The following is a 26,698-nucleotide window of genomic DNA, read 5'->3' as shown; positions in this document are numbered from 1 at the left end:
TATAATAAATATGGATATACCCCGAGGAACTGACCGCCAAAGTGCAGCCCGGGCAATAGGAGTAAGAACATGAGCAAAGTTAACGTAAATAAAGTAGTAGTAGCGTATTCAGGCGGTCTAGACACATCTGTGATCATTCCATGGTTGAAAGAGAACTATGACTGTGAAGTGGTTGCATTCGTGGCAGATGTGGGTCAAGGCGATGAAGAGTTACAAGGCATTGAAGAGAAAGCCATCGCATCAGGCGCAAGTGCTTGTTATGTTGCCGATCTAAAAGAAGAGATGGTCGCCGATTACATTTTCCCAACGCTAAAAACAGGCGCTTACTACGAAGGTAAATACCTACTTGGTACGTCAATGGCGCGTCCAATTATTGCGAAAGCACAAGTTGAGTTAGCTCGTAAAGTGGGTGCTGATGCGTTGTGTCATGGTTGTACTGGTAAAGGTAATGACCAAGTTCGTTTTGAAGGCGCATTTGCGGCGCTTGCTCCCGAGCTTCATGTTATTGCCCCTTGGCGTGAGTGGGATCTTGTGAGCCGTGAAGAGTGTCTTGATTACCTTGCTGAGCGTAATATCCCTTGTACAGCTTCGCTGACAAAAATTTATTCTCGTGATGCTAACGCGTGGCATATCTCGACAGAAGGTGGCGTGCTTGAAAATACGTGGAATGCACCGGATGAAGATTGCTGGGCTTGGACCGTTGATCCAGAACAAGCGCCAAACGAATCTGAGTATGTGACTCTAAAAGTTGAGAACGGAGAAGTTGTAGCAGTTGATGGTGAGACGATGACGCCATACAACGCGCTGGTTTATCTCAACGAGAAAGGGGCGAAACACGGTATTGGTCGTATTGATATTGTAGAAAACCGTCTTGTTGGAATGAAATCTCGTGGTTGCTACGAAACTCCGGGTGGCACCATTATGATGGAAGCGTTGCGTGCAGTAGAGCAACTGGTGCTTGATAAAAGTGCATTCGAATTCCGTGAGGAGCTCGGTGTGAAAGCATCTCATCTTGTATATGATGGACGTTGGTTTACTCCGTTATGTAAATCAATTTTAGCGGCAACGGAAGAGCTAGCGAAAGACGTTAACGGTGAAGTGGTGATCAAGCTTTATAAAGGTCACGCAACGGTGACTCAGAAGCGTTCTGAAAACAGCTTGTACTGTGAAGAGTTTGCGACTTTTGGTGAAGATGAAGTGTATGACCAAAGCCATGCGGGTGGCTTCATCCGTCTTTACTCACTGTCTAGCCGTATCCGTGCGCTAAAACAGGCAAAAAAATAACGCGATACCTAGGTTAGATTAAATCGTTAGAACCTAGAAGCTATCTTCTAGGTTCTATTTGTATCTACGCGGTATGAATTTTATGGCTTCTCATCACACACTAAGCCTCAACCGCGATAGAAAATATAAAGACGTAAACTCAATGGAGAAGAGCAATGGCATTATGGGGCGGAAGATTTACCCAAGCAGCAGATACTAGATTCAAAGATTTTAATGACTCACTTCGTTTTGATTACCGTTTGGCGGAAGAAGATATTGTTGGCTCTATCGCTTGGTCTAAAGCACTGCTTTCGGTCGATGTGCTGACAAAAGAAGAGCAGCAGTCTCTAGAGTTCGCTTTAAATGAACTCAAGCATGAAGTTTTAGAAGATCCGGCACAAATTTTACACTCTGATGCTGAAGATATTCATAGTTGGGTCGAACAGAAGCTCATTGGTAAGGTCGGTGATTTAGGTAAAAAACTTCATACTGGCCGTTCACGTAACGACCAAGTCGCGACGGATTTGAAATTATGGTGTCGTCAGCAAAGCCAGCAGTTGCTAATCACTTTGGATCGACTACAAGCTCAACTAGTGAATGTTGCTCAGCAGCATCAAGCGACCGTTCTGCCGGGTTATACTCACTTACAAAGAGCACAACCTGTGACATTCGCTCACTGGTGTCTTGCGTATGTTGAGATGTTTGACCGTGATTATTCTCGTCTGAGTGACGCGATGAAACGTTTGGACACGTGTCCACTCGGTTCAGGTGCGCTTGCGGGGACGGCTTACCCAATGGATCGTGAACAAGTTGCCCATGATTTAGGTTTCCGCCGAGCAACGCGTAACTCACTCGACTCGGTTTCAGATCGCGATCATGTGATGGAGCTTATGTCAGTTGCCTCTATCTCCATGTTGCACCTTTCTCGTCTGGCTGAAGATATGATTTTCTATAATTCAGGTGAATCTGGCTTTATTGAACTGGCGGATACGGTGACTTCAGGTTCATCTTTAATGCCACAGAAAAAGAACCCAGATGCGCTTGAGTTGATCCGTGGCAAAACAGGTCGAGTATATGGCTCATTAGCGGCAATGATGATGACCGTTAAAGCCCTGCCATTGGCGTACAACAAAGACATGCAAGAAGACAAGGAAGGGCTGTTTGATGCGCTTGATACTTGGCATGACTGCATGGAAATGGCGGCTCTCTGTTTTGATGGCATTCAAGTGAATGGTGAGCGTACGTTGGAAGCGGCACAGCAAGGTTATGCGAACTCAACAGAGTTGGCGGACTACTTGGTGGCAAAAGGCATTCCTTTCCGCGAAGCGCATCATATCGTTGGTGTGACGGTTGTTGCTGCGATTGCAAAAGGCTGTGCACTAGAAGAGTTATCAATTGCCGAAATGAAAGAGTTTTCTGCTGTGATTGAGCAGGATGTGTATGAGATTTTGACCATAGAGTCATGCTTAGAAAAACGTTCGGCATTAGGTGGGGTATCACCGAAGCAAGTGGCTTATGCGGTTGAGCAAGCACAGAAGAAGATCGATCAAAGAGATCTTCCTAAGGGTAATTCGTAAGGATTATTTTTGCGATTTTTCTATTGTTAAAGGTTTGATTTTATAGATTATTATTTAAAATTAGCAAATGCTAACAAATAAATTTTATATTTTTTGAACTAACTGAAAAAGCGGCAGTCTTAATTGTACCACTGCTTTTTCTTAGAAGAATCTAAGAAGGCCCCTAACCAATTTGGATTAGGGGCTTTTTTCTATCTGCGATCTGGGTTTGGAATGGGACTTGAATCTGCACCTGAATAGAGAGCTAAGCTTTCGGCCTACCATGATCCTTTTATTTTTTATGCTTCCTTTCTCTCCAAGGAAAGATCACATACTTCATCCATAAATGGAGAAACAATAAAGCATTAAAAGCAAACCCCGCCATGATCAATGTGATTGATTCAATACTGGTGGGCGCCTCTTTAAATCCAAACCACCAGACAATCCAGCATAGAACGGATAGGACGGTGAGTTGATCCATACAGCGTTGGCAGCGTCCGATTTTTTTCCAAAACCAAGCGCTTCGGCAATCATTACAAGCCATGGGTTCCGCTCAAGTGAAAGTAAGAACTCAATTATATTCCGGCTTTACCCTGTTGTCTGTTTGTCTGCGCTTTTTTCTTATCTTGCTACCGAGTGGCTGCTTTTTAAGAATAAAAAAACGACGAAACCAAAGCATCGTCGTTTTTATCTGACAGCAGAGTGGTTAAGCCTCTGCAGTGTTAAAGCATGATGTGATTAACCGTGAACGGAATTATTAACCGCGAACGGAGGTATTAACAACCAGGGCCACAATCTAAGCAATGTTTGATCATCTCTGGACCTAAATGCAGTTTGGCATTTAAATCACGCAGTGCAGTACGTACACCCTCTTCAATAACCGGGTGATAAAATGGCATATCTAGCATTTCAGATACGGTCATTTTGTTCTGATGCGCCCATGCTAATAGGTGAGCGAGGTGTTCTGCATTCGGTCCCATCATTTCAGCGCCTAAGAATCGGCCAGTCCCTTGTTCGCCATACACATGCAGCAAACCTTTATTACGCAGCATGACACGTGAACGACCTTGCCCTTCAAATGACACTTCACCTGTTGCAAAGCAGCCACAAGTCCCTAAGCGTGTGGTGATTTGTTTGTACGTTTCACCAACCATCGCAATTTGTGGATCAGAGAATACCGCTGAAATGGCTGAACGGCGTAGTCCCGCTCGAATATCAGGGAATCGTCCTGCATTATCGCCTGCAATACGACCTTGATCAGCCGCTTCGTGAAGCAGTGGCATTTGGTTACTTGCATCACCAGCAATAAAAATACTGCCGACGGAGGTTTGCAGTGTGTAATGATCGGCGGTTGGAACACCACGTTCGTCGAGTTCTATTCCTGTGTTTTCAATCGCCAACTTATCGGTATTTGGACGACGCCCAGTTGCTGCAAGCACGTAGTCAACAATGAAGGTTTCAAGTTCGCCGTCATGGTTGATGAACTGGATTTCAACCTTGTCATCACCTTCACCCGTTGGCGAAGGAATACGTTTCATGCTTTCGACTTTAACGTCAGCATCAAGGTAGAACTCCTCTTGGAAAGCTTTATTGGCGTAAGCCATCACTTCAGGATCGGTAATTGGACCGACTTGACCGCCTAGACCAAAGATTTTGGTTTTTACGCCAAGACGATGCAGAGCTTGACCAAGTTCTAAACCAATAACACCTGGGCCAAATACGGCTACTGCTTGAGGCAGATCATCCCAGTCAAACACATCATCGTTAATCACTAAACGATCGCCAAGTTCATTCCAAACGCCAGGGTAGGCAGGTCGTGAACCTGTCGCAATAATAATGCGTTTGGCGTTGACTTGCGTGTGGTCATCAACAATTAAGGTGGTGTTATCGACGAATTTTGCGTAGCCAGAGATTTTATCCTCAGCTGGGATCTCATCGACGCCTTCTAGTACGAAGCCAACGAAACGGTCTCGCTCACGTTTGACTCTGTCCATGACTTCTCGGCCGTTGATCACAACTTCACCTTGCGGATGAATTCCAAAGGCTGGTGCTTTCTCGATTTGATGAACGCTTTCTGCCGCGGCAATCAGTAGTTTAGAAGGCATGCAACCAACACGGGCGCAAGTTGTGCCGTATGGACCGCCTTCGATCATCACGACACTATCTGTGTGCGCTTTTGCTGCTCGGTAAGATCCAAGTCCTGCGGTGCCACCACCAATGACGGCTACATCAACGTTTATCTGTTTCATAATGAGTTCTCTGGCTGTTTACTTAACTTCAATAGAATGTTTTGTATGGCTTACCATGATGAATTGATTTCTGGCGACCGCTTAAGGTGAGCCAGAAACCGATTCAAGTTGTAAGCAATGGTTTAAAGTTATTAAGCGTTATTTTGCTAGATGCACTTCAAGCTCTTCGCTACCACCGATGTGTTTACCACCAATGAAAACTTGTGGAACGGTTGTGCGACCAGTGATTGCACGTAGGCTTACCGTTGTTGCGTCTTTGCCTAAAATAACTTCTTCATATTGAAGACCGTTATCAATCAAGTTTTGTTTCGCTTTCGCACAGAAAGGGCAGCCAGGTTTAGTAAATACCGTAATAGACTCTTGCTCTTTATGGTTTGGTGCAAGGTAGTTCAGCATGGTATCGGCATCAGATACTTTGAACGGGTCGCCAGGTTCGTTTGGTTCGATGAACATTTTTTCTACCACGCCATTTTTCACTAGCATGCTGTAACGCCATGAACGTTTGCCAAAGCCAATCTCGTTCTTGTCTACAAGTAAGCCCATGCCATCTGTGAACTCACCATTACCATCTGGAATGAAGGTGATGTTTTCTGCTTCTTGGTCAGCTTTCCACGCGTTCATTACAAACGTGTCGTTTACTGAAACACAGACAATTTCGTCAACGCCATGCTCTTTAAATACAGAAAATAGCTCGTTGTAACGTGGTAAGTGGCTTGATGAACATGTTGGAGTAAATGCACCCGGCAAGCTAAATAGAATGACGGTTTTATCTTTGAATAGCTCGTCGCTAGTTACATTTACCCAAGCGTCACCTTGGCGAGTTGGGAAAGTGACTTGTGGTACGTTTTGGCCTTCTTTAGATGCAAACATAATGTTTCCTTTTCAATTTTCTTTAATGAGTTTGGAACGTTTTATTTCATCGTTCCGTTTTGTTGAAGCTATTATTGAAGATTTGCTTTGATAGTTCTAATCGTTTGGTGCTATGGTTTTGATAGATATTTCCTATCAAGTATGAATTCAAACAGGAAAACGGTTTTATGAACATTCGTGATTTCGAGTACCTAGTAGCTTTAGCCGAACATAAGCATTTTCGTAAAGCAGCAGAGGCGTGTTTTGTTAGCCAACCGACATTAAGTGGCCAGATAAAAAAACTGGAAAATGAAATTGGTACAAAATTAACAGAACGAAGCCCAAAGAAGGTTCTTTTTACTGATTCTGGATTGCAGTTGGTGGAGCAAGCGAAAAGAATATTAAGTGAAGTCAAAACCTTTAAAGAGCTAGCTAGTGGGCAAGGGGAATCAATGTCAGGCCCGATGCATATTGGTTTTATTCCGACCGTGGGGCCTTACTTACTCCCTAAGATTGTGCCTCAGTTGAAAGAGCAGTTTCCAGAGTTAGAGCTGTATTTGCATGAAGCTCAAACTCATCAGCTTGTCCGTCAATTAGAAGAGGGGAAGTTAGATTGCTTGGTGTTGGCTTCTGTTGCTGAGACGGCTCCGTTTAAGGAGCTTGAGGTTTACAATGAACCATTGAGTATTGCGGTGCCTTGCGATCATGAGTGGGCGGAATTAGATCAACTGGATATGTTGGCGTTGAATGGCAAAACGGTGCTGAGTTTAGGCGATGGTCACTGCCTAAGAGATCAGGCGCTAGGCTTCTGTTTTGCTGCAGGAGCAAAAGATGATGAACGTTTCAAAGCAACCAGTCTAGAGACGTTACGAAACATGGTGGCGGCAGGGGCGGGGATCACCTTACTTCCTCAGCTCTGCTTGCCGAAGGAAAAAGTGAAAGATGGTGTGTGTTATTTAAAAGCCGTTAACCCTGAACCATCACGTAAAATTGTTCTCGCTTATCGTCCTGGATCGCCATTGAGAAAGCGTTTTGAGCAACTCTCTTCTGCAATTGAATCTTGCTTACCTGAATTTGAGTAAGCGGGGGCGATTTTTGGGTCGCCGTAAAAAGAACAAAGCCAGTGAGGTAAATCATCACTGGCTTTGATTGCTTGGTTATTTACTTACTAAGTACGTTTAACCTGTAATTAGAAAAGCGCTTCACTCTCTGTTGAGTCTGAAGTTGAGTAGATATTGTCACCCAAGTTCTCTTCCACATAATCCGTTGGCTCTGTGCCTTTTAAGAAGTACTCAAACATGGATGAGCCATCAAACTTGTTGGTTAACAGTCCGGTTTCGCGGTCGATTCTAACGCGAACAATGTTTTCAGGTAGCTGCTTGCGTTGTGCTGGCGTGTTTTCTAATGCCACTCGCATGAAGCTCACCCAAGCAGGTTGCGCTGTTTTAGCTCCCGCTTCACCGCCACTGATTTGATCTTTTCCAAGGTTCTTATTGGGTTTTGATTTTCCAAGTTTACGATTGTGGTTATCAAAACCGACCCAAGCGGTGGCAACAATGCCTGGGCCATAGCCGTTGTACCATGCATCTTTTGAGTCGTTGGTGGTTCCGGTTTTTCCGCCAATATCACGGCGTTTAAGCGGCTGAGCGCGCCAACCGGTTCCGTTCCAGCCCGTTCCTTCTCGCCAGTTACCACCCCCCCAAATGTTGCTGTACATCATTTCACGAACTAAGAACGCCGTTTGTTCAGAAATCACTTGTGGTGCGTATTTAGGTTGCTCTCCGTCAGGCAAGATATCTTGTTCATTGAACTCATTATCTTGTAGAGCGAGATCATTAGTGTCATTCGTATTGCTATCAGTTAAGCAATCTTGTCGGCATACGGTGGTTGGTGTCGCTTCAAAAATGACATCTCCATAAGGCCCTTCAAGACGATTAATGTAGTAAGGCTCAACGTAATAACCGCCGTTCGCGAAAACAGAGTAGCCTTGCGCCATTTTAACTGGGGTTAAACTGCCCGCGCCCAATGCAATGGTCTCTGAGCGAGGCACTTGGTCAATATCAAATCCAAAACGAGTGAGGTATTCACGAGTTTCATCTAAGCCAACATTACGCAATACTCGTACTGCCATGACGTTTTTCGATTGTGCTAAACCAATGCGTAAACGAGTTGGGCCAATGTACGTTGGTGGCGAGTTTTTTGGTCGCCATGCGGTGCCTTGGCTTTTGTCCCATTGGTTGATCGGCGCATCATTGACTAAAGAGGCAAGTGTATATCCTTTGTCTATCGCGGCAGAGTAGATAAATGGCTTGATACTGGAGCCCACTTGTCGAACCGATTGAGTCGCTCGATTGAATTTGTTGTGTACAAAGTTAAAGCCACCGACTAAAGAGAGTACAGCGCCATTTTCTGGGTTCATTGCCACAAAGGCCGTATTCGCATTCGGCACTTGGCTTAAGCGCCATTCAACCATAGTGCTATCGGCGTTTTCTTCTGATGTTGGTTTCGAATCGGCTTGAGCTAACGTCACCGCTCGAACCCAAATTTGTTCACCTGTCGCTAGAATGTCAGTCGCACTTTGTGGTGCTGGCCCCTGACGGTCGTCGGTCATGAATTTACGAGCCCAATTCATACCTTGCCAAGTGATCGTCTCTTCACCTCTGTTTTTGACCCAGATCGTTGCCGATTTCGGCTCGACCTTAGTCACGACAGCAGGAACCAATTCACCATAGGTTGGCTGTGACTTCAGTGATTTTTCTATTTGTTCAGTATCGAAAGCTGTTTGTTCTGGTGTCCACAGAGTGCGCTCCGCACCGCGATATCCATGGCGTTCATCGTAAGCGATAAGGTTATTAATCGCAGCCGTGTTGGCTGATTTTTGCAGTGTAGAATCAACGGTTGTATACACTTTCATTCCAGAGGTATAAGCCTCTTCACCGTAGCGTTCTACCATCCATGCTCGGGCAATTTCTGCCACATAAGGGGCACTGAGTTCAATTTCAGCACCATGGAACTTCGATGTGAGCACCTCTGCGCGAGCCGCTTGATACTGCTCTTGAGTGATGTACTGCTCATCTAGCATTCGCATTAATACAACATTACGACGATGAGTCGCACGCTCAACCGAATAGATCGGGTTCATTGTGGATGGCGCTTTTGGTAAACCTGAAATGAGAGCAATTTCACCAAGTGAAAGATCTTTTAGCTCTTTACCAAAATAGGTTTGCGCGGCAGCTCCTACACCATAAGAGCGGTGTCCGAGGTAAATTTTGTTGAGGTAAAGTTCCAGAATTTCTTGTTTGGAAAGCAACTGCTCAATGTGGACTGCGATAAAAATCTCTTTGATTTTACGCATGATCTTTTTCTCGTTAGTTAAGAAAAAGTTTCGAGCGAGTTGCTGGGTGATGGTACTGGCACCTTGTTTTGCGCTGCCAGATGCAATCACAGTGATCGCCGCGCGGGTGATACCAATGGGGTCAAATCCAAAGTGATCATAATAACGACTATCTTCGGTCGCGATAATCGCCTCAATCAGTTCTGGTGGCATCTCTTCTAGTTTCAGAGGGATACGTCTTTTCTCACCAAATTGAGAGATCAATTTGCCATCTTGGCTGTAGACCTGCATCGGTGTTTGGAGTTTTACATCGCGTAATGTCGCAACGTCTGGCAACTCTGGTTTCACGTATAAGTAGAACCCAAAAATTGTACTCACTCCAAGAATGGTGCAAATAAATGAAAATATGAACAATCGCTTTATGAACTTCACCGGATAATCCCTGATTAGTTGAGGCTGCCGGGCTGTAAACCCTTGTACTCTAGGCTAAATATTTAGCTCTGGTGTTAATTAACGCTTATTTAACCAATATTCACAACCTTTTTGAGCTAAGTAATACACTGGAGCTAAGTTGTATGGGTAAATCATTAATTACTGGTATTGATATCGGGCATCACAGCATTAAAGCGGTAGTACTGAAATCAATGGGTGGACGTTATGCTCTGATGAGTTATCAAGAGTTGCCTATTACAGATGGTATTGTCGCTGATAACCACACCCTGAATTATCAGAAAATTGTAAAGAAATTAAACGAACTAAGAAAGGGGCTACCTCTATTTAGTCGTCAAGTAGCTATTTCGATCCCGGACAATGCCGTAATCAGCAAGGTGTTGCAAATCGACAGTGAGCTACAAGATAGAGAGCTCGAATTCGCGCTTTATCAAGCCTTTTCCCAGCAGTCTCCATTTCCGATTGAAGAGGTCAGTTTAGATTTTATCAAACTTGATGATAAACATAGGCTTAAAGCGGGCACTCTGCCAGCGTCAATCGATTCGGTCTCTCGAATACCACTAACTCCCCTTCACGCTTCGATGACGAGCTATCAAGTGTACGCGACTCGTAAAGAGGTGGTAGCAAGCCGTGCTGAAGTAGTACTGAAGGCAGGAATGACACCTTATGTGGTGGACGTTCAGGCTCATAGTTTACTGCAAGTGTGGCAGTTGCTCGCGCATCAACATCCAGATAAGAAAAATTGGATGCTGGTGGATGTCGGTTTAACACAGATCTCGCTATGCAGCATTCCTGAGGGAAAATCGCCTTTCCATAAGGATATCGCTTATGGGACTCGCCACGCCAAATCTTTAGATGACAACCCATCACTTGATGCCGCTTCCGATCATAACGTAGACCGATTTTTCCAAGAAGTATTTGAGCGGATTCGGCGACAGCTTCAACTTTATGCATCGGTGAATAATCAGAAAACGGTGGAGGGTATCTGGCTGTCTGGAGGAGGGGCAAACATTCCCATGCTGTCGGAGCATTTGAGTCGAGAATTGAGCCTAGATTGTGAAATTTTAAACCTTTTTAGTCTGTTTGAGGATAAGACATCGAAACGGAAGGTGCTTAGGGCAGATAGCCAGGTATACAGCACAGCTGCGGGGTTGGCGGTGAGTGGGATTCAATGGATGGAGGCGGCTCATGTTAGACAGTAGTCATGCATTACATCGGGTAAACCTATTGCCGTGGAGGGAGGCAAAGCGCGCACAGCATCGTCGCCGGTTTTTCGGTTTAGTCATTCTAAGCTTTTTGCTGGCAGTTGGCATTCAGTGGGGTGGGGGCCTCTATTTCTCTGATCAAAAGAGCCAGCAACAAGCGCGGCTGACTTACCTTAAGCAATATATCGCCCAGTTAGATTCTAAAATTGATGCTCTGGATGTGGTGAAGCAGGAGCATGATTCGATCATGACGCGTTTAGACATGGTTGAAAAACTGCAGAGAGGGAGAAATAAAACGACGGAGTTCATGAACTTAATTGCTCAACTGATTCCTGAAGGGGTGTATGTCGATAAAATCAAAATGAATGGTCAGGAGCTTGAGCTATCAGGGATCAGTGATAGCACCGCTCGCTTGGCAACGATGCTCGATAATTTAGAGCGTTCTTCATTGCTGGTCGATGTAGAGATGCACTCAATCGTATTGGGCAAAAAGCGTTTTGGGATCGATTTTCAAACCTTCAATGTGTCGTTCACTTTTAATTTGTCTGAGGAAAAGAAAGAGACAGAAACTGACGAGCTGGTGGCTTCGCAAGCTAAATTAGGAGGATCGCATGGTTAACTTCCAAGAGCTTGATATGGACGAAATCACTGAGTGGCCGCTGGTTGCTCAGTCACTGGTGCTTTTAGTGCTGATCCTTGTACTTCAAGGTGTCGGAGCGTGGTTCTATTGGGTGCCTCAAAATGAGGATTTACAACAACTAAAGCAGCAGGAACAAACGCTTAAATCTACCTTGCACATCAAGGCCAATAAAGTGGCTGTGTTGCCAATGTTGCAGTCTCAACTTACGGAGTTGACCAGTCGTTACGATTACCTGTTGCAACAGCTACCCGTGCAGAAAGAGCTAGCGAGCATGTTGGCATCGGTGAATGAGCTTGGGTTGGACCATGACTTAACCTTTACTCGAATCGATTGGGGTGAGAAGCAAAATCAGGATTTTCTGTATCGCTTACCGCTGAATATTGAGTTAACGGGTAGTTATCACGACATAGGTGACTTTGCTGAAGCGATTGCCAAACTGCCAAGGATCATCAGTTTTGATGACGTAGATTGGCAAAGGGTCAGTCAAGAGAGCAGTACTTTGCATTTTCGAGTTCGAGCCTATACCTACCAATTCAAACCGGAGGTGAAAAGTGAAGGCTAACCCTAACCCTATATGGGCACTCTGTGTGCTCCCTCTACTCATAATGGGTTGTAAGGCAAATCATGAGCCATTAGATGAATACGTCCAGCAAGTTGAGCGGCAAGTGCGTAAACAAGCCATTCAGCTTGAACCCGCGGCTCAATTATCCGTGCAGTCCTATACACAGCGAATGGGGCGAGAACCCTTCGTTCTACCCAAAGAAGCTGTGGTTCACACTCAGCCTAAGGTCAAGACGGATTGCTGGCAGCCCAGATCTCGCTCTAAGTCGGGTCGGTTGGAGCGTTATCCGATTGGAAAATTACGCCTAAAAGGAGTGATGGGATCTGGTGGTGCGATATCGGGACTTGTGCAGACGCCATTAGGAAGCGTTGAGAAAGTCAAAAATGGGCAGTACATGGGCCTCAATAATGGCCAAGTGATTCAAGTGAATGCGAAGTACTTATTAATTAATGAGACGCTGCCTGATGGCTTGGGCTGCTGGTATAAGCGTCATGTTAAGTTGGCATTGAAGTAGCCTAGATTTGAAGCAGCTTAGATTTAAATGACTTAGGTTTGAATAGCTTAAATTTGAAATAGTTTAGGTTTGAAATAGTTTTAGGATTGAGACGTAAATATGATGAATGGAATAGAGATATTAATGCGCTGGTTTATTCGAAGCGCCATCGTTGGTGCACTGTGCTTGGCCTCAACGGCAGGCGCAGCTGACCTGACACTCAACGAGCTACAAAATATTGACTTTAAACTGAATAAGGACAAAGAAGCAGTCATTATTGTTGAATTAAGCTCACGCTCCATTGTGGTGGATGTGAAGAGAGGTTATTTGAATGGAGAGAAATCAAAGGTCGATACTTTGAAAAGTACGCCTCAAGGGTTACAAGTTGAGCTGATTAATACTCAGGTATCGGATGAGCAGCTCAATATTATTGATGTAAAAGATTTCTCGACGATAGTAAATAATATCGAGGTATCGCGCAATAAACACAACACACAGCTCGACATTCGCGTATCGGAAGATTATCAGTACAGTTATGCGTTAAAAGATCGTTTTCTAGAAGTGACGGTGAGTCCTGTTATAGAGCCCGTACCCGAAAAGAAACAGAGTATTTTAGATAAAGAGGGGAAGTTGATTTCACTTAATTTCCAAGATATTGCAGTACGAAACGTATTGCAACTGATTGCCGATTACAATGATTTTAATTTGGTGGTGTCAGATTCGGTATCTGGCAACTTAACGCTGCGTTTAGATTCAGTTTCATGGCAGCAAGCGCTTGATATTATTCTACAAGTTAAAGGGTTAGATAAAAGAGTCGAAGGTAGTGTCATTCTTGTAGCGCCTAAAGAAGAGTTGGATCTTCGTGAGCAGCGGGAACTAGAAAAGCTACGCATGAATGATGAACTTATTGAGCTTAAATCAGAAATCCTCACCATCAACTTTGCTAAAGCATCAGATATCGCTGAGATGATCATGGGGGAGGGGGAAATCACGATGCTGTCTGAGCGCGGGTCCCTTACGATTGACGAAAGAACCAATTCATTATTGATACGAGAGTTGCCAGAGAATATTGAAGTGATACGCAGCATTGTTGCCTCACTGGATATTCCGGTGAAGCAAGTTCAAATTGAAGCTAGGATCGTGACCGTCAAAGAGGGCAACCTTGATGAACTTGGGGTTCGTTGGGGGTTCTCATCCACTAATGGGTCTACAACAATTGGTGGTTCGCTTGAAAGTAACTTAGGCGCTATCGGTATTTACGATGGCGGTGGCAGTGATGGCGGTAGCGATGGTGGTGATGAAGGCAGTGGCGGCGTCAGTATTGATGACTTTTTGAGTGTGAACCTTGCCGCCACATCGCCTAATGCTTCGAGTATTGCGTTCCAGGTGGCGAAATTAGGATCGGATACGCTGTTGGATTTAGAGCTTTCGGCATTGCAGCAAGAGTCAAAAGCCGAAATTATTTCTAGCCCTCGTTTAATCACCACCAATAAAAAACCAGCTTACATTGAACAAGGTACCGAAATTCCATATTTAGAAGCGGCGTCGAGTGGAGCGACATCGGTATCATTTAAAAAAGCGGTTCTAAGTTTAAAGGTGACGCCACAGATCACGCCCGATAATCGTTTGGTGCTCGATTTGAGTGTAACCCAGGATCGTCCGGGCCAAGTGGTGAAAACGGGAACGGGAGAGGCAATTGCCATTGATACACAGAGAATTGGAACTCAAGTTCTGGTTAATAATGGGGAAACTGTGGTTTTAGGGGGGATTTTTCAGCACAGCGTGGTCAATAGCGTCGATAAAGTTCCACTGCTTGGAGACTTGCCATTATTAGGGGCACTTTTCCGCCGAAGCTATGAAAACATTGGGAAAAGTGAGCTTTTAATTTTCGTTACACCTAAGGTTGTAGTGCAATAACTGCTAAAATTTACGCCATAGATCAAAATATAATTTGCATTAGTGGCATCATACCTTGATAATTTCGGGTCTTATCACGAGATATCTGTGAGGAATTGGTGCCACAGGCCTTTATTATTTCAGTTTTTATACTGAACACCTTGTGGCGATGTCATTGAATTAACGTTGTAAATTACTGCTAAACATGGCTGAGAAACGCAATATTTTTCTTGTTGGCCCGATGGGCGCCGGCAAAAGTACAATAGGTAGACACCTAGCATCCCAACTTCATATGGAGTTTTTGGACTCTGATACTGTAATCGAAGAGCGCACTGGCGCTGATATCGCTTGGGTATTCGATGTTGAGGGTGAGGAAGGTTTCCGTAAACGCGAAGAATCTGTAATCAACGATTTGACTCAAGAACAGGGTATTGTTCTTGCGACAGGTGGTGGTTCAGTGATGAGCAAAGAAAACCGTAACCGTCTATCTGCACGTGGTATCGTTGTATATCTTGAGACAACGATAGAAAAGCAACTTGCTCGCACTAACCGCGACAAGAAGCGTCCTTTACTTCAAACTGACAACCCACGCGAAGTTTTAGAAGACTTAGCAGTGGAACGCAATACACTTTATGATGAAGTGGCGGACTATACGGTTCGTACTGACGATCAAAGTGCAAAAGTGGTAGCCAACCAGATCGTAAAAATGCTAGAAGAACGTTAAGTTCATTTTTTGGAGATCAAACCATGGAACGGATTACGGTCAATCTAGCAGAGCGTAGCTACCCTATTTCTATTGGCGCCGGGTTATTTGACGACCCGGCGTACCTTTCTTATTTGTCGGCAAAACAAAAAGTCGTCGTGATCAGCAATGTGACCGTCGGGCCTTTGTATGCGGATAAAATCCTATCTTTACTTGAACACGTTGGATGCCAAGCCTCTCTGCTTGAACTTCCTGATGGTGAGCAATACAAAAGTCTTGATACGTTTAATTCAGTGATGAGCTATTTGCTGGATGGCAACTATGGACGAGATGTTGTTGTGATCGCATTAGGTGGCGGAGTGATTGGTGATCTTGTGGGATTTTCGGCTGCGTGTTATCAGCGTGGTGTCGATTTCATTCAAATACCAACGACACTCTTGTCGCAAGTAGACTCTTCTGTTGGCGGAAAAACAGCCGTTAACCATCCTATGGGTAAAAATATGATTGGGGCTTTTTATCAACCTCAGTCTGTCATTATCGATATCAACTGCTTATCAACGTTACCTGAGCGTGAATTCGCAGCGGGCATGGCGGAAGTGATTAAATACGGCATTATTTATGATGACGAATTCTTCTCATGGTTGGATGAGCATTTAGAGGATTTATATCGTCTGGATGAAGAGACACTGATTACGGCAATTGCACGTTGTTGCGAAATTAAAGCTGAAGTCGTTGCACAAGATGAAAAAGAGTCTGGAATCAGAGCGTTATTGAACCTAGGTCATACATTTGGTCATGCGATTGAAGCGGAACTAGGTTATGGTAATTGGCTGCATGGTGAAGCGGTTTCTTCAGGAACGGTCATGGCGGCGAAAACCGCGCAGTTACAAGGTCTTATTTCTCAGCAGCAGCTTGAACAAATCATCTCTATACTGAAGAAGGCGAAGTTACCAATACATACGCCAGAAAGCATGTCTTTTGATGATTTTATGAAACATATGATGCGAGACAAGAAAGTCCTTTCAGGGCAACTTCGCTTAGTTCTACCGACAGGAATCGGAAGTGCAAGTGTGGTCTCTGATGTTCCTGAGGCGATGATTCAGCAAGCAATCGATTTTTGCCGCAACATATAATAATGATGGACTCTTTGCTTTTCTCGCATCATCGGGGTGAGTGAACGTCCTTCTTGTTTGTGCTTTTATATCGCAATCAATCCATAATTGCGAATACCTAGCCAGTAGGGATGTTAGATGAGTTTGGCTCATGAAATGCGAGTATTAGAATTAGAATCTCAGATAGAGTTGCTAGAACGACTGCAGCTCTTGACGAACTTTGGTTCTAATTTGATTACCGTAGATGGTGGTAAAGGTTCAGGTAAATCTTGGTTAGCCCAACGTTATTTAGAAGCGTGGGCTCAAGATCAAAACCAATGTTTGTTACTTTGTCATCCGAGCCAAAATGATGAGCAACACCGTGCGATGTTGCTGAGTCAGTTAGTCTCTGATCCCTTATTTAATCAACACGATCCTCTCGTTGATAGCCTACAACGCCTGTTAGATGGTGATGCTGTCGATGTGGTGATCGTGATTGATGATGCTCATTTGTTGAGTGAAATCTTAGTTTCTGAACTATGGCTATTGGTTTTAGAAGCGCAGCATAATAGCTTGTGGAATATCAATGTCGTTCTCTTTACGGAATCGAACTGTTTAGATCCATTACTTACTCGCTTAAGTTATGGGCAAGAACATAAACCGATCGACATTGAAATTGATGCATTGTCAGCCAGGGAGGCCGAACAGTTTTTTGAATCATTAGTGGTACGTTATGTTGCTGATGATATGGAGAAACGAGTTCGTTCAGCATTCAAAAAAACAAAACCATTACCTGGTGAGTTAATGGCTTTGGGGGATCTGAAAGTGGAAAAAAGGATTATTATTCAGGCAATGGTAGGTTCGCCAGTTCGAATTGCGATGGTCGTCTTGTTGCTCATCATCATGATTGGTGGTGGTTATTGGTGGTTGTTAAGTCAGCCAATGCCAGAAGATCCTGAGCAAGCCATTGTACCCAATTTAGAGTTAACGGTCGTCTCAGAACCTGAGGCGAGCTTATCTGCATCGAGCTCGGTTAACCGACTAAATCAAGAGACTGAGGTGGATGACAACTACGCAGGGGCGGAAGATGATTCTTTAGCATTGCCGCCTAACGTCGTAAGCAAAACAGCAAGTGTTGGATTTACAGAGCCTTCTCAACAGAGAGTGGTGATCACATCAGATGTGGTTGATGCCCTGTTAGATGGTAAGTCCGATAGCATTGGTCGTGATGTGATTGAGACTGACGCCGCTGATACCAGCTCAGTTGATACTAGCGTAATTGATAATGCCGTCGCGGATGCTATGAAGAGATCACAACAAGCAGCAGAGCCTGCTGTTGACTCGACTGAAGCAGCAGACACGCAAAGTGCTATTGCAGACGCAACAGCCGCGATTTCAGTAAATGAAGATAAAGCTGCTCCGAAGAAAGTCATCACCTTCTCCTTTGCGAGAGATGAGCTGAAAGCCTTGTCACCACGCAGCTATACACTTCAGCTTGCCGCAATGAACTCTATGGATGATGTTCAAGTATTTATTGAAGATAACAATATCCAGCAGCAAGTTCGTGTGTATCCAACCGCTCGTAATGGTCAAGATTGGTATATCGTGACCTATCAAGATTATCCAACCATTCAATTGGCTCGAGATGCGGTAGAAACGCTACCAAAAGCGCTTCAAAATCTTGGTCCTTGGGCTAAATCTATGAATCAAGTACATAGAGAGATAGAACGTGCGAAATAACACTGAGCTTCTTGGCAAAATATGTTACATTCCGCAGCCTTATTTTGTGGTTGGTAAGTAGAGCGGTAAATGAAAAAGCAGAGAGCATTTCTAAAATGGGCTGGTGGTAAATATGGCCTAGTTGAGGACATACAGCGTCATCTGCCGCCTGCACGTAAATTAGTCGAGCCTTTTGTTGGGGCTGGCTCCGTGTTTTTAAACACAGATTACGATCACTACCTTCTCGCCGATATTAACCCTGATCTGATTAATTTGTATAATCTGATTAAGGAGTCTCCTCAAGCTTACATTACGGAAGCAAAACGTTTTTTCACGCCTGAATATAATCGCAAAGAAGTATATCTAGACGTTCGAGCGCAATTTAATCAAACGGATGATATTTTTTATCGCTCGTTGGCTTTTCTGTATATGAACCGTTTTGGTTTCAATGGTCTATGTCGTTATAACAAAAAGGGTGGGTTTAATGTCCCATTTGGATCGTATAAAAAACCGTACTTCCCTGAAAAAGAACTGATCTTCTTTGCTGAGAAAGCGAAGAAAGCGACCTTTGTATGTGAAGGTTATTCAGAAACCTTTAGTCGAGCACGTAAAGGTTGTGTTGTGTATTGCGATCCGCCTTATGCTCCGCTTTCGACAACGGCCAACTTCACCTCATACGCAGGAAATGGTTTTTCGCTCGATGATCAAGCAGCGCTTGCTGATGTCGCAGAAAAAGCCGCATTTGAACGTGGGATCCCTGTGCTTATCTCCAATCACGACACAACGTTGACTCGACGTTTGTATCATGGTGCAGAACTTAATGTGGTAAAAGTAAAGCGTACCATCAGCCGAAATGGTGGTAGCCGTAATAAAGTCGATGAATTATTGGCACTTTTTCATGATCAGCAGAATGCTTTAACCCAAGAGCCATCTAGCGAAAGCTAACATTTCTCCAACTATATGACCTCAAAGCTAGGATCTAAACGATTGCTTAGGTAGAATTGCGCCCGAAATTTGTCGCAACTCACTCACATTTTGTGAGCCAACTTATTAGCCTTAAGAGGTCAGGTATGAAAGATTTTCTCATTGCACCATCTATTCTCTCTGCAGATTTTGCTCGTCTTGGTCAAGACGTAGAAAAAGTACTCGCTGATGGTGCTGATGTTGTTCACTTTGATGTAATGGACAACCACTATGTACCTAACCTAACTTTTGGTGCGCCAATCTGTAAAGCGCTTCGCGATTACGGTATTACTGCTCCAATTGATGTTCACCTAATGGTTAAGCCAGTGGATAGCATTGTGCCAGAGTTTGCAAAAGCAGGCGCAACGATGATCACTTTCCATGTGGAAGCGTCTGAGCATATCGATCGTACTCTTCAACTGATAAAAGAAAATGGCTGCAAAGCGGGTGTTGTCCTAAACCCTGCGACGCCACTTTCTTGCTTGGATTACATCATGGATAAAGTGGATATGATCCTACTGATGTCTGTGAATCCAGGTTTTGGTGGTCAATCTTTCATTCCAAACACGTTAGATAAGCTACGCGCCGTTCGTAAAATGATTGATGAGTCAGGCCGTGAAATCCGCTTAGAAATTGATGGCGGTGTTAAAGTAGATAACATCCGTGAAATTGCAGAAGCGGGTGCCGATATGTTTGTTGCGGGTTCTGCTATTTTTAATCGTCCTGATTACAAAGAAGTGATTGACGAAATGCGTGCAGAGCTTGCAAAAGTTAAGCGTTAATCGTAAAAATAGATGATGGTAATCGGACGACTTGTTTTGATTACCTTTGATATAAGGAGCGAACTGTCGCTCCTTTTTAGTTTTCCAACCAAAATACGACGCTAGGAAGCTCACCATGACTCTGAGTAACATTAAACTTATTGCCTTTGATTTAGACGGAACATTGCTTGATAGCGTGCCTGATTTAGCGGTCGCAGCGGATAAGGCGTGTCAGTCATTAGGTTTTCCAGCGGTTTCCGAAGAACAAGTTCGTGATTATGTGGGCAATGGGGCGGATATTTTGATTGGCCGTGCGCTAAGCCAAAGCTTGGATATCAACCCTGAGTTGAGTGATGAACTAAAAGCGGATGCTCGTATCCGATTCGATGAGTTTTACGCACAAGGCGGGCATAAACTGAGTCATCTGTATTCAAACGTCCAACAAACATTGAAAACACTGCACCAAGCGGGTTTTATATTGGCGTTAGTCACCAATAAACCATCAGTCTTTGTGCCAGAGGTATTGGCGCAACATGATATCGCCAAGTACTTTACCGATGTCATCGGTGGCGATTCATTTCCGGTTCGTAAGCCAGACCCTATTGCATTGAATTGGTTACTTGAAAAACACAGCGTCAGTGCTGAACAGATGTTGATGGTGGGCGACTCAAAAAATGACATTTTAGCGGCTAAGAACGCGGGCTGTGCTTCATTTGGCTTAACGTATGGTTATAACCATGGCGAGCCAATTTCAGCCTCAAACCCAGGCTATATCGCCGATGATATTCAACAATTAGTCGATGTCGTTATGGTTTCTGCCTAAAGCGGCGAAAAGTTGATAACTTCGACTAGTAAAATACTCGCCAATGAGTACACTGCAAAGACCGTATATCATAAGTGAATGCGGTTTAATCTAATATAGAATTCATTTCAATTCTCAGTTTGAAAGTTAGTAATAAGGAATCACAACTATGAGCAAACCCATCGTATTAAGTGGTGTTCAACCGTCTGGTGAACTAAGTATCGGTAACTACTTGGGTGCTCTACGTCAATGGCAACAGATGCAAGACGACTATGATTGCCAATACTGTGTTGTTGATCTTCATGCGATCACGGTTCGCCAAGATCCTAAAGCGCTGCATGAAGCAACATTAGATGCATTAGCAATTTGTCTCGCGGTTGGTGTTGATCCTAAGAAGAGCACGCTATTTGTTCAGTCTCACGTACCAGAGCATGCTCAGCTTGGTTGGCTTCTAAATTGCTACACTCAAATGGGAGAGCTGAGCCGTATGACTCAGTTCAAAGATAAATCAAAACGTTACGCTAATGACATTAATGCTGGCTTGTTCAACTACCCAGTATTAATGGCGGCAGATATTTTACTTTATGGTGCGCACCAAGTTCCTGTAGGCAGCGATCAGAAGCAGCATTTAGAATTGGCTCGTGATATCGCGAACCGTTTTAACAATTTATACGGAAGTGAAGAGCAGGGCATTTTCCAAGTGCCAGAACCGTACATTCCAACAGTGAATGCTCGGGTGATGAGCCTGCAAGATGCAACGAAGAAAATGTCTAAGTCGGATGATAATCGTAAGAACGTCATTACTTTGCTTGAAGACCCGAAATCGATTCAGAAGAAGATCAACAAAGCGCAGACAGATGCCGAAACTCCACCACGTATTGCACATGATTGGGAAAACAAAGCCGGTATTTCGAACCTAATGGGTCTGTACTCTGCGGCAACAGGTAAAACGTTCGAAGAGATCGAAGCTCAATACCAAGGCGTAGAGATGTACGGACCGTTTAAGAAGGATGTTGGTGCGGCATTAATTGAAATGCTTACTCCTATCCAGTCTGAATATCATCGTATCCGTGCCGATCGAGCTTACATGGATGAAGTGATGAAAGCTGGTGCTGAAAAAGCATCTGAACGCGCGGCAGTCACGCTGAAAAAAGCGTATGAAGCGGTCGGATTCGTTACTCGCCCATAGATTTAACGCTTTTTGAGTATTTATAAAAAACCACCTTATATTAGGTGGTTTTTTATTAGGTGTCGCTAAATTACTGATTATTCAAAGTTGTATGATTTATAAAACCGGGATCTAGTTCAAGATAATGTAATCTGTTAAAGATAATTCTCATAATAATACCTATTTCTGTTGAAACGATATTTCTCGTCATAAAGTTGCATTCTCAAGCGTGATGTCAATCGCACAAAATATGGATGTGACTTCTTATTGTCATACTAAAGTGTGATATTCGACTTTCTCTCAGTATTTAGAGCCTTTACTCCGCGCGTGTTTATGTGTGCTGCCGTCAATTTGAAAGCTTGATTTGTCTATTCATGCCTTTTATTGATTTGTGCTCTCTATTGGTGAGGCGAACATCTAATAATCATACGAAATGAATATGAGTCAACAAGGACATTGATATGACCCAGAGAAATGCAATAGCGATTGCGTTGTCTTCGCTTTTTATTGCTTGCGGTGCAAACGCAGCAACCATCTATAAAAATGACAATGGTGATTTTCTAAAGCTTTACGGTGAAGTAGGCGTTGGTGGGCACATTGGTGCAGATTACGAGTACGGTGAGTTTTATAAAGACCAGAGTTTTATTGATGACTCTTTTGCCACAATGGGCGTAAAAGGCCTTAATGGAAAAATGCATTACCGCCTAGAGCTAGATTATGAGCGCGAAAACTGGAAATACGGTTCTGGCGATATGGTTCTAGCGATTGATAAAGTGTTCTTGGGTTATGACCTTTACCAAACTCAAGGTTACTCGCACTACATTGAAGCCGGTTTAACGGATACTGCATTTGATGATTACGATAAATGGGGTGACTTTACTTTCGATACTACGGTAGAGACGGGTGAAGCGGGCGACCAAGACATGACAGTGAAATACGAAGGTTTGTATTTTGATGTTATCAAAGTGGGCGCGTCATACAGTTACGACAGTGAGTCATCTTCAGGCTCTAAACTGGGTGAAGTGGTGAACGGCTACGTTGGCTACTTTGGCGAGCGTTTCTCTGCAGTTGTTGGAATGGAAGGTCGCGCAGGCTCTGACGGTGAATCTAAATACGGCGAGCAGCGCTTAGTTGGTTTCGGTGCGCGTTTTGCTGCAACCGAACAAATTCATATTGGTGTGAATGCCTTCTTTGAAGAAGAGGATATCGGTACTGGTACTTGTATTGAAAATTGTACTAATGGCAACGATGATGACGATGTTAAGGTTTTCAACGACTACGAAACTCAAGAGAACAAAGGTTACTTAGTTTCGGGTAAATATATCTTTACTCCACAGTGGGAACTCACTGCATCATACAACTTCGAAGAATATGAAAAGTGGGATTCTGACAGCAAAGTTTGGGATACCAAAAATCACAGTTGGGGCGATGAGCGTACTTGGGGAACGATTGGTGTGAACTACAAACCGACCAAATCAAGTGTCATCGCTTTAGAGATGAATACCGGTGAAGCAGCACAAGATGCATACGCATACGCGCGTGTTTACTTCTAATCATTAAAGGAATTGAGACAAAAATATGAACAAGAAAATAACAATTCTAGCTGGTGCCATTAGTTGTGCGCTAAGTGGTGCTGCATTTGCTGATATTAGCGATATTGTCATTACTGAGTATGTTGAAGGTTCAAGCTACAATAAAGCTGTTGAGATTACGAATGTAGGTTCAACGGATCACACATTCGATGGTTCCTACGGTTTGTTCTACAGCAAGTACAAAAATAGGATCAACAATGCTGTTGGCGAAAATGTACTCTTAAATGTAACCGTTCCTGCTGGACAGAGTATTGTTGTCATTAACCCGGATGCGAGCGATGCGTTGAAAGCTGCGATCACCGCGAATGCTTCGACAGCGGTTGAATCGACAGGCAGTGGTTACAATTCTGCTGGTTTCAACGGTGACGACGCAGTGTGGATCGCTCAGGCGACAGATGCTGATGCAATTCATGACATCATGGGTACTGTAAGTCACTCTGGTGATAAAGTTTGGGCTGATAGAACACTACGACGTATTATTGGCTCGACAGCTACGGGTATTTATGATGCAACACAGTGGTCTACAGAGACAATAGATACATTTGACGGCTTAGGTAACCCTGAATTCGCGCCGGCTCCTCCGCTCCCAACACCGTGTTCGGATTCTCGATCAGCGAATGAAAATTTAGCTGAACCAACAATTGGAGCGGTTCAAGGAGAGGGTTACTCTTCACCACTCATCGACTCAGGTTTTGAATCTGCAGACCAATACCTTGTGACAGGTGTTGTCAGTTCAGTTGCAACTAGTTTAGTTAAGGGATTTTTCCTTTATGATAATAATGCTGATTCGAATGTTAAGACTTCTGATGGTGTATTTGTAAAAACAGAAGCTCCTGTTAGTGCTGATATGGTTGGCAAAGAAGTGTGTGTTCTTGCCAAGGTTATCGAAGATTATGGGGTAACTTCATTAGAACCAGAAGGCGATGTGTGGGAAATTGTTAACGATATCCCAGCTGTACCAACACCCGTAAATTTAGTTCGTATAGACAGTGATGATGTGACTTTCCGTTCAACTCTTGAACGCTATGAAGGAATGCCAGTTAAGCTTGTACAAGACATGGATGCAACTGAAGATGGCGAGCAAAATATGCGCGTTTCTCGTACGTTCGGTTTTGATTATGATAGCTACCGTAATAATATGGTACTAGCGTATAAGCGTCCAAACAGCCAACCAAACCAAGATCATGTAGCTGGATCTGAAGAGTCACAGAGCCAATCTCAAGAGAATAAAGATTACCGTATTTACCTTGATAGTGATGAGAAGGCGGCAAATGGCAAGATTCCTTACTACCCAGATTTCTCAAAAAGTAACTATGTTCGTATAGATGATTCTGTGGTTGGTTTGGAAGGGGTGCTTCATTACTCATTCAATGAATTCCGTTTAATTCCTACAAATACCGTGACTGGTTCTGCCTTTATTCACAATACAGATCGCAAATCTAAACCTTCTATTACTGAAAGTTACGGTGATGACGGCTTTACTATTAAAGTCGCTACGCAAAACGTATTGAACTATTTTAACTCTCCATATGGCGGTTCAGATAATAACTTCGGTGATAATCGTGGTGCAGAGTCTCAACAAGAATTTGAACGTCAGCAAGCTAAAATCGTAGAAGCTGTTTATGGTTTAGATGCAGATATTGTTGGCCTAATGGAAGTGGAAAATAATGGCTTTGGTGATTTCAGTGCAATAATTGAGCTTCTTGAAGCCATTAATGAGAAGTATTACGATGAAGATTATGGTGATCGTAATAACCAAAACTCAATTCATAATCGTTATGTTTTTGTCGGCTTTGACAAAAATGGCGATCAAATTCTAGATGATCAAGATACGGTAGGCTCTGACGCAATTACTACTGGGATAATTTATCGTCCATCAAAAGTATCGGTGGTGTCAGGTAAAGTGATTCCAATGCCAGAGCAACACGCTCCTATGGTTGTGGATGCAAGTGGTGCAGCGATTGTTGATAAGAAAGGTGAAGTTCGTGAAAGCGGCGATAACTATCAACGTAATACTGTCGCAGCAACATTCAAAGTACATAATACCGGTAAGCAACTAACTGTTGCGGTCAATCACCTGAAATCAAAAGGCTCAACGTGTGCTGAAGATTGGGTTGGTTGGGAAACGTGGAAAGGCTTTGATCCTGTAAGTGGCGATGTAAATAACAATGATTACCAAGGATCTTGTGAAAACTTCCGTGTAGCTGCTGCTGTTCATTTAGGTGAAGAGATGGCTAAGATTGGTGGTGATCAGGTTGTGCTTGGTGATATGAACTCTTACGCTCATGAAGATCCAATGCTAGTGCTAACATCTAACCCAACGGGTAAAGAGATCTATGCAGCTGCTTATACTTATTTAGGTAAGGCTCCACAGTTTGCGGGTCAAGCTATTGATGCTCTTAAGCCAATTAGTCAGACATTTGGTTACTTAAATGCGGTGGATCTAAAAACGGCTGAAGGGGAGACATCATGGAGCTATTCATATAATGATGAAGTGGGTTCTCTTGATCACTTATTGATTACTAAATCTTTAGAAGATCGCTTGGTTGATGCTGTTGATTGGCATATTAATGCACCAGAATCCTCACTATACGATTACAATAATAAGTATAAAGGTGGTGATGAGAATGAACCAAACCCATTCTATGAAGAATCGGCATACCGCTCTTCTGATCATGATCCTGCGTTAATCTCATTAGGTTATAAGTACGGCGAAGATGGTATGAACATCGCAGTTAAGAGTAGCCGTGCTGACGTTCCTTACGCTATTAATATTATGCAGTCTGAATTGCCAAGTAATTTTAATGATCTGACAGCAGACGAGAAAGCTGAGATTACGGCTAAACGTGACGCTGAACTTCCGAAGGAAGATGATGTAGCAGAACTTACTATTTCTCCGATGCCCGAAGGTGTTGCTTTACCTAAGGTGAAGTTAGAGAAAGATGGTAATCAAACCGTAATGTTTGACGTTGTTGGTCTTCCCGCAGGTGAGTTTACATTTGGCATGAAGCTTACGCGTACTGAAATGGTAAGAGCTGCTGGTGATGTAACTGTAATTGATAGTAAGTCTATCGCGGTAACGGTCGAGAAGCGTGATTCAAGCAATGTTAAACCAACAACACCGTCATACGACGGTTCAGGTGGTGCGTTTGGATTTAGTGCTCTATTGTCACTGTTCGGCTTTGGTTTCTTACGTCGTCGCCGTAATTAACTATTAGTTATTGATAAGGCTAACTATCCTAGCATTATGTAAACAACAAAGGTCTAGCTATCGAGCTAGACCTTTGAGTTTATGTTTGTTCTACATTATTATGCTAGTACTATGCCATATAGATAAACACTTGCCTTTCCCTCTCGGTACTGCACAATACACCATCTATTCGCCTGTTTCCTATAGAGTAA

20 protein-coding genes and 1 pseudogene are annotated in these 26,698 nt (G+C 43.6%); 17 read left to right on the top strand and 4 right to left on the bottom strand.

Annotated features, from left to right (window positions below; translation table 11 throughout):
- Positions 1 to 69: 69 nt before the first annotated feature.
- Positions 70 to 1,284 carry an argininosuccinate synthase gene (locus tag F0249_RS11730; protein WP_017052586.1) on the top strand — a complete coding sequence of 405 codons (1,215 nt, stop codon included), beginning with the start codon at positions 70 to 72 and terminating at the stop codon, positions 1,282 to 1,284.
- A gap of 155 nt (positions 1,285 to 1,439) precedes the next feature.
- Positions 1,440 to 2,819 (top strand): annotated as a pseudogene (gene argH, locus F0249_RS11725) (argininosuccinate lyase); the annotation flags it as partial.
- A 292-nt stretch (positions 2,820 to 3,111) separates the two neighbouring features.
- Here the strand turns inward: argH and F0249_RS11720 are convergent.
- The 3 genes from F0249_RS11720 to F0249_RS11710 all read right to left on the bottom strand — a co-directional run bounded on the left by F0249_RS11720 (position 3,112) and on the right by F0249_RS11710 (position 5,938).
- Positions 3,112 to 3,363, bottom strand: coding sequence for a DUF3624 domain-containing protein (locus F0249_RS11720; protein WP_029203375.1), 252 nt, complete (start codon positions 3,361 to 3,363; stop codon positions 3,112 to 3,114).
- A gap of 232 nt (positions 3,364 to 3,595) precedes the next feature.
- A complete protein-coding gene (locus F0249_RS11715; protein WP_113797209.1) occupies positions 3,596 to 5,068 on the bottom strand; it encodes a dihydrolipoyl dehydrogenase in 1,473 nt (490 codons plus the stop codon).
- A gap of 138 nt (positions 5,069 to 5,206) precedes the next feature.
- On the bottom strand, positions 5,207 to 5,938 hold the full coding sequence (locus tag F0249_RS11710) for a glutathione peroxidase (protein ID WP_017052582.1): 732 nt from the start codon (positions 5,936 to 5,938) through the stop codon (positions 5,207 to 5,209).
- A 167-nt stretch (positions 5,939 to 6,105) separates the two neighbouring features.
- Between F0249_RS11710 and oxyR the strand changes: the two genes are divergently transcribed.
- On the top strand, positions 6,106 to 6,999 hold the full coding sequence (oxyR, locus tag F0249_RS11705; protein ID WP_171756784.1) for a DNA-binding transcriptional regulator OxyR: 894 nt from the start codon (positions 6,106 to 6,108) through the stop codon (positions 6,997 to 6,999).
- Between the two features lie 107 nt (positions 7,000 to 7,106).
- On the opposite strand, the gene F0249_RS11700 is transcribed toward oxyR, so the two are convergent.
- A complete protein-coding gene (locus tag F0249_RS11700; RefSeq protein ID WP_136996020.1) occupies positions 7,107 to 9,683 on the bottom strand; it encodes a penicillin-binding protein 1A in 2,577 nt (858 codons plus the stop codon).
- A gap of 143 nt (positions 9,684 to 9,826) precedes the next feature.
- On the opposite strand from F0249_RS11700, the gene pilM reads away from it, so the two are divergent.
- The 14 genes from pilM (at position 9,827) to F0249_RS11630 (ending at position 26,507) form a co-directional block, all read left to right on the top strand.
- A complete protein-coding gene (pilM, locus tag F0249_RS11695; RefSeq protein ID WP_171756783.1) occupies positions 9,827 to 10,903 on the top strand; it encodes a type IV pilus assembly protein PilM in 1,077 nt (358 codons plus the stop codon).
- Positions 10,890 to 11,525, top strand: coding sequence for a PilN domain-containing protein (locus tag F0249_RS11690; protein ID WP_171756782.1), 636 nt, complete (start codon positions 10,890 to 10,892; stop codon positions 11,523 to 11,525). The genes pilM and F0249_RS11690 overlap by 14 nt, the downstream gene beginning before the upstream one ends.
- Entirely contained in the window at positions 11,518 to 12,108 is a 591-nt protein-coding gene (locus tag F0249_RS11685; protein ID WP_017052577.1) for a type 4a pilus biogenesis protein PilO, read from the top strand. The genes F0249_RS11690 and F0249_RS11685 overlap by 8 nt, the downstream gene beginning before the upstream one ends.
- A gap of 43 nt (positions 12,109 to 12,151) precedes the next feature.
- Positions 12,152 to 12,622 carry a pilus assembly protein PilP gene (locus F0249_RS11680; protein ID WP_171756874.1) on the top strand — a complete coding sequence of 157 codons (471 nt, stop codon included), beginning with the start codon at positions 12,152 to 12,154 and terminating at the stop codon, positions 12,620 to 12,622.
- A gap of 99 nt (positions 12,623 to 12,721) precedes the next feature.
- Positions 12,722 to 14,518 (top strand): type IV pilus secretin PilQ, encoded by a 1,797-nt coding sequence (locus F0249_RS11675; protein ID WP_171756781.1) that lies wholly within the window; start codon positions 12,722 to 12,724, stop codon positions 14,516 to 14,518.
- A gap of 184 nt (positions 14,519 to 14,702) precedes the next feature.
- Positions 14,703 to 15,221, top strand: a complete 519-nt coding sequence (aroK, locus tag F0249_RS11670; protein WP_017052574.1) for a shikimate kinase AroK — start codon at positions 14,703 to 14,705, stop codon at positions 15,219 to 15,221.
- Between the two features lie 23 nt (positions 15,222 to 15,244).
- The gene (aroB, locus tag F0249_RS11665) at positions 15,245 to 16,333 is read left to right on the top strand and encodes a 3-dehydroquinate synthase (protein ID WP_171756780.1); all 1,089 of its coding nucleotides are present in this window, start codon (positions 15,245 to 15,247) and stop codon (positions 16,331 to 16,333) included.
- A gap of 117 nt (positions 16,334 to 16,450) precedes the next feature.
- On the top strand, positions 16,451 to 18,031 hold the full coding sequence (locus F0249_RS11660) for an SPOR domain-containing protein (protein WP_171756779.1): 1,581 nt from the start codon (positions 16,451 to 16,453) through the stop codon (positions 18,029 to 18,031).
- A 69-nt stretch (positions 18,032 to 18,100) separates the two neighbouring features.
- Positions 18,101 to 18,955 carry a Dam family site-specific DNA-(adenine-N6)-methyltransferase gene (locus tag F0249_RS11655; RefSeq protein WP_136996025.1) on the top strand — a complete coding sequence of 285 codons (855 nt, stop codon included), beginning with the start codon at positions 18,101 to 18,103 and terminating at the stop codon, positions 18,953 to 18,955.
- Positions 18,956 to 19,080: 125 nt separating this feature from the next.
- Complete coding sequence (gene rpe / locus F0249_RS11650) at positions 19,081 to 19,755, top strand: ribulose-phosphate 3-epimerase (protein ID WP_017052570.1); 675 nt, start codon at positions 19,081 to 19,083, stop codon at positions 19,753 to 19,755.
- A gap of 115 nt (positions 19,756 to 19,870) precedes the next feature.
- Entirely contained in the window at positions 19,871 to 20,557 is a 687-nt protein-coding gene (locus F0249_RS11645) for a phosphoglycolate phosphatase (RefSeq protein ID WP_017052569.1), read from the top strand.
- Between the two features lie 148 nt (positions 20,558 to 20,705).
- Positions 20,706 to 21,725, top strand: a complete 1,020-nt coding sequence (trpS, locus tag F0249_RS11640; protein WP_171756778.1) for a tryptophan--tRNA ligase — start codon at positions 20,706 to 20,708, stop codon at positions 21,723 to 21,725.
- Positions 21,726 to 22,165: 440 nt separating this feature from the next.
- Positions 22,166 to 23,257: a porin gene (locus F0249_RS11635; protein WP_171756777.1), complete on the top strand. Its 1,092-nt coding sequence runs from the start codon at positions 22,166 to 22,168 to the stop codon at positions 23,255 to 23,257.
- 25 nt (positions 23,258 to 23,282) lie between these two features.
- Entirely contained in the window at positions 23,283 to 26,507 is a 3,225-nt protein-coding gene (locus F0249_RS11630; protein ID WP_171756776.1) for an ExeM/NucH family extracellular endonuclease, read from the top strand.
- Positions 26,508 to 26,698 lie beyond the last annotated feature (191 nt).

It is taken from the genome of Vibrio sp. 03-59-1 (assembly GCF_013114135.1).
Classification (GTDB): Bacteria; Pseudomonadota; Gammaproteobacteria; order Enterobacterales; family Vibrionaceae; genus Vibrio; species Vibrio cortegadensis.
This window is presented reverse-complemented; position numbering and strand designations above follow the sequence as displayed.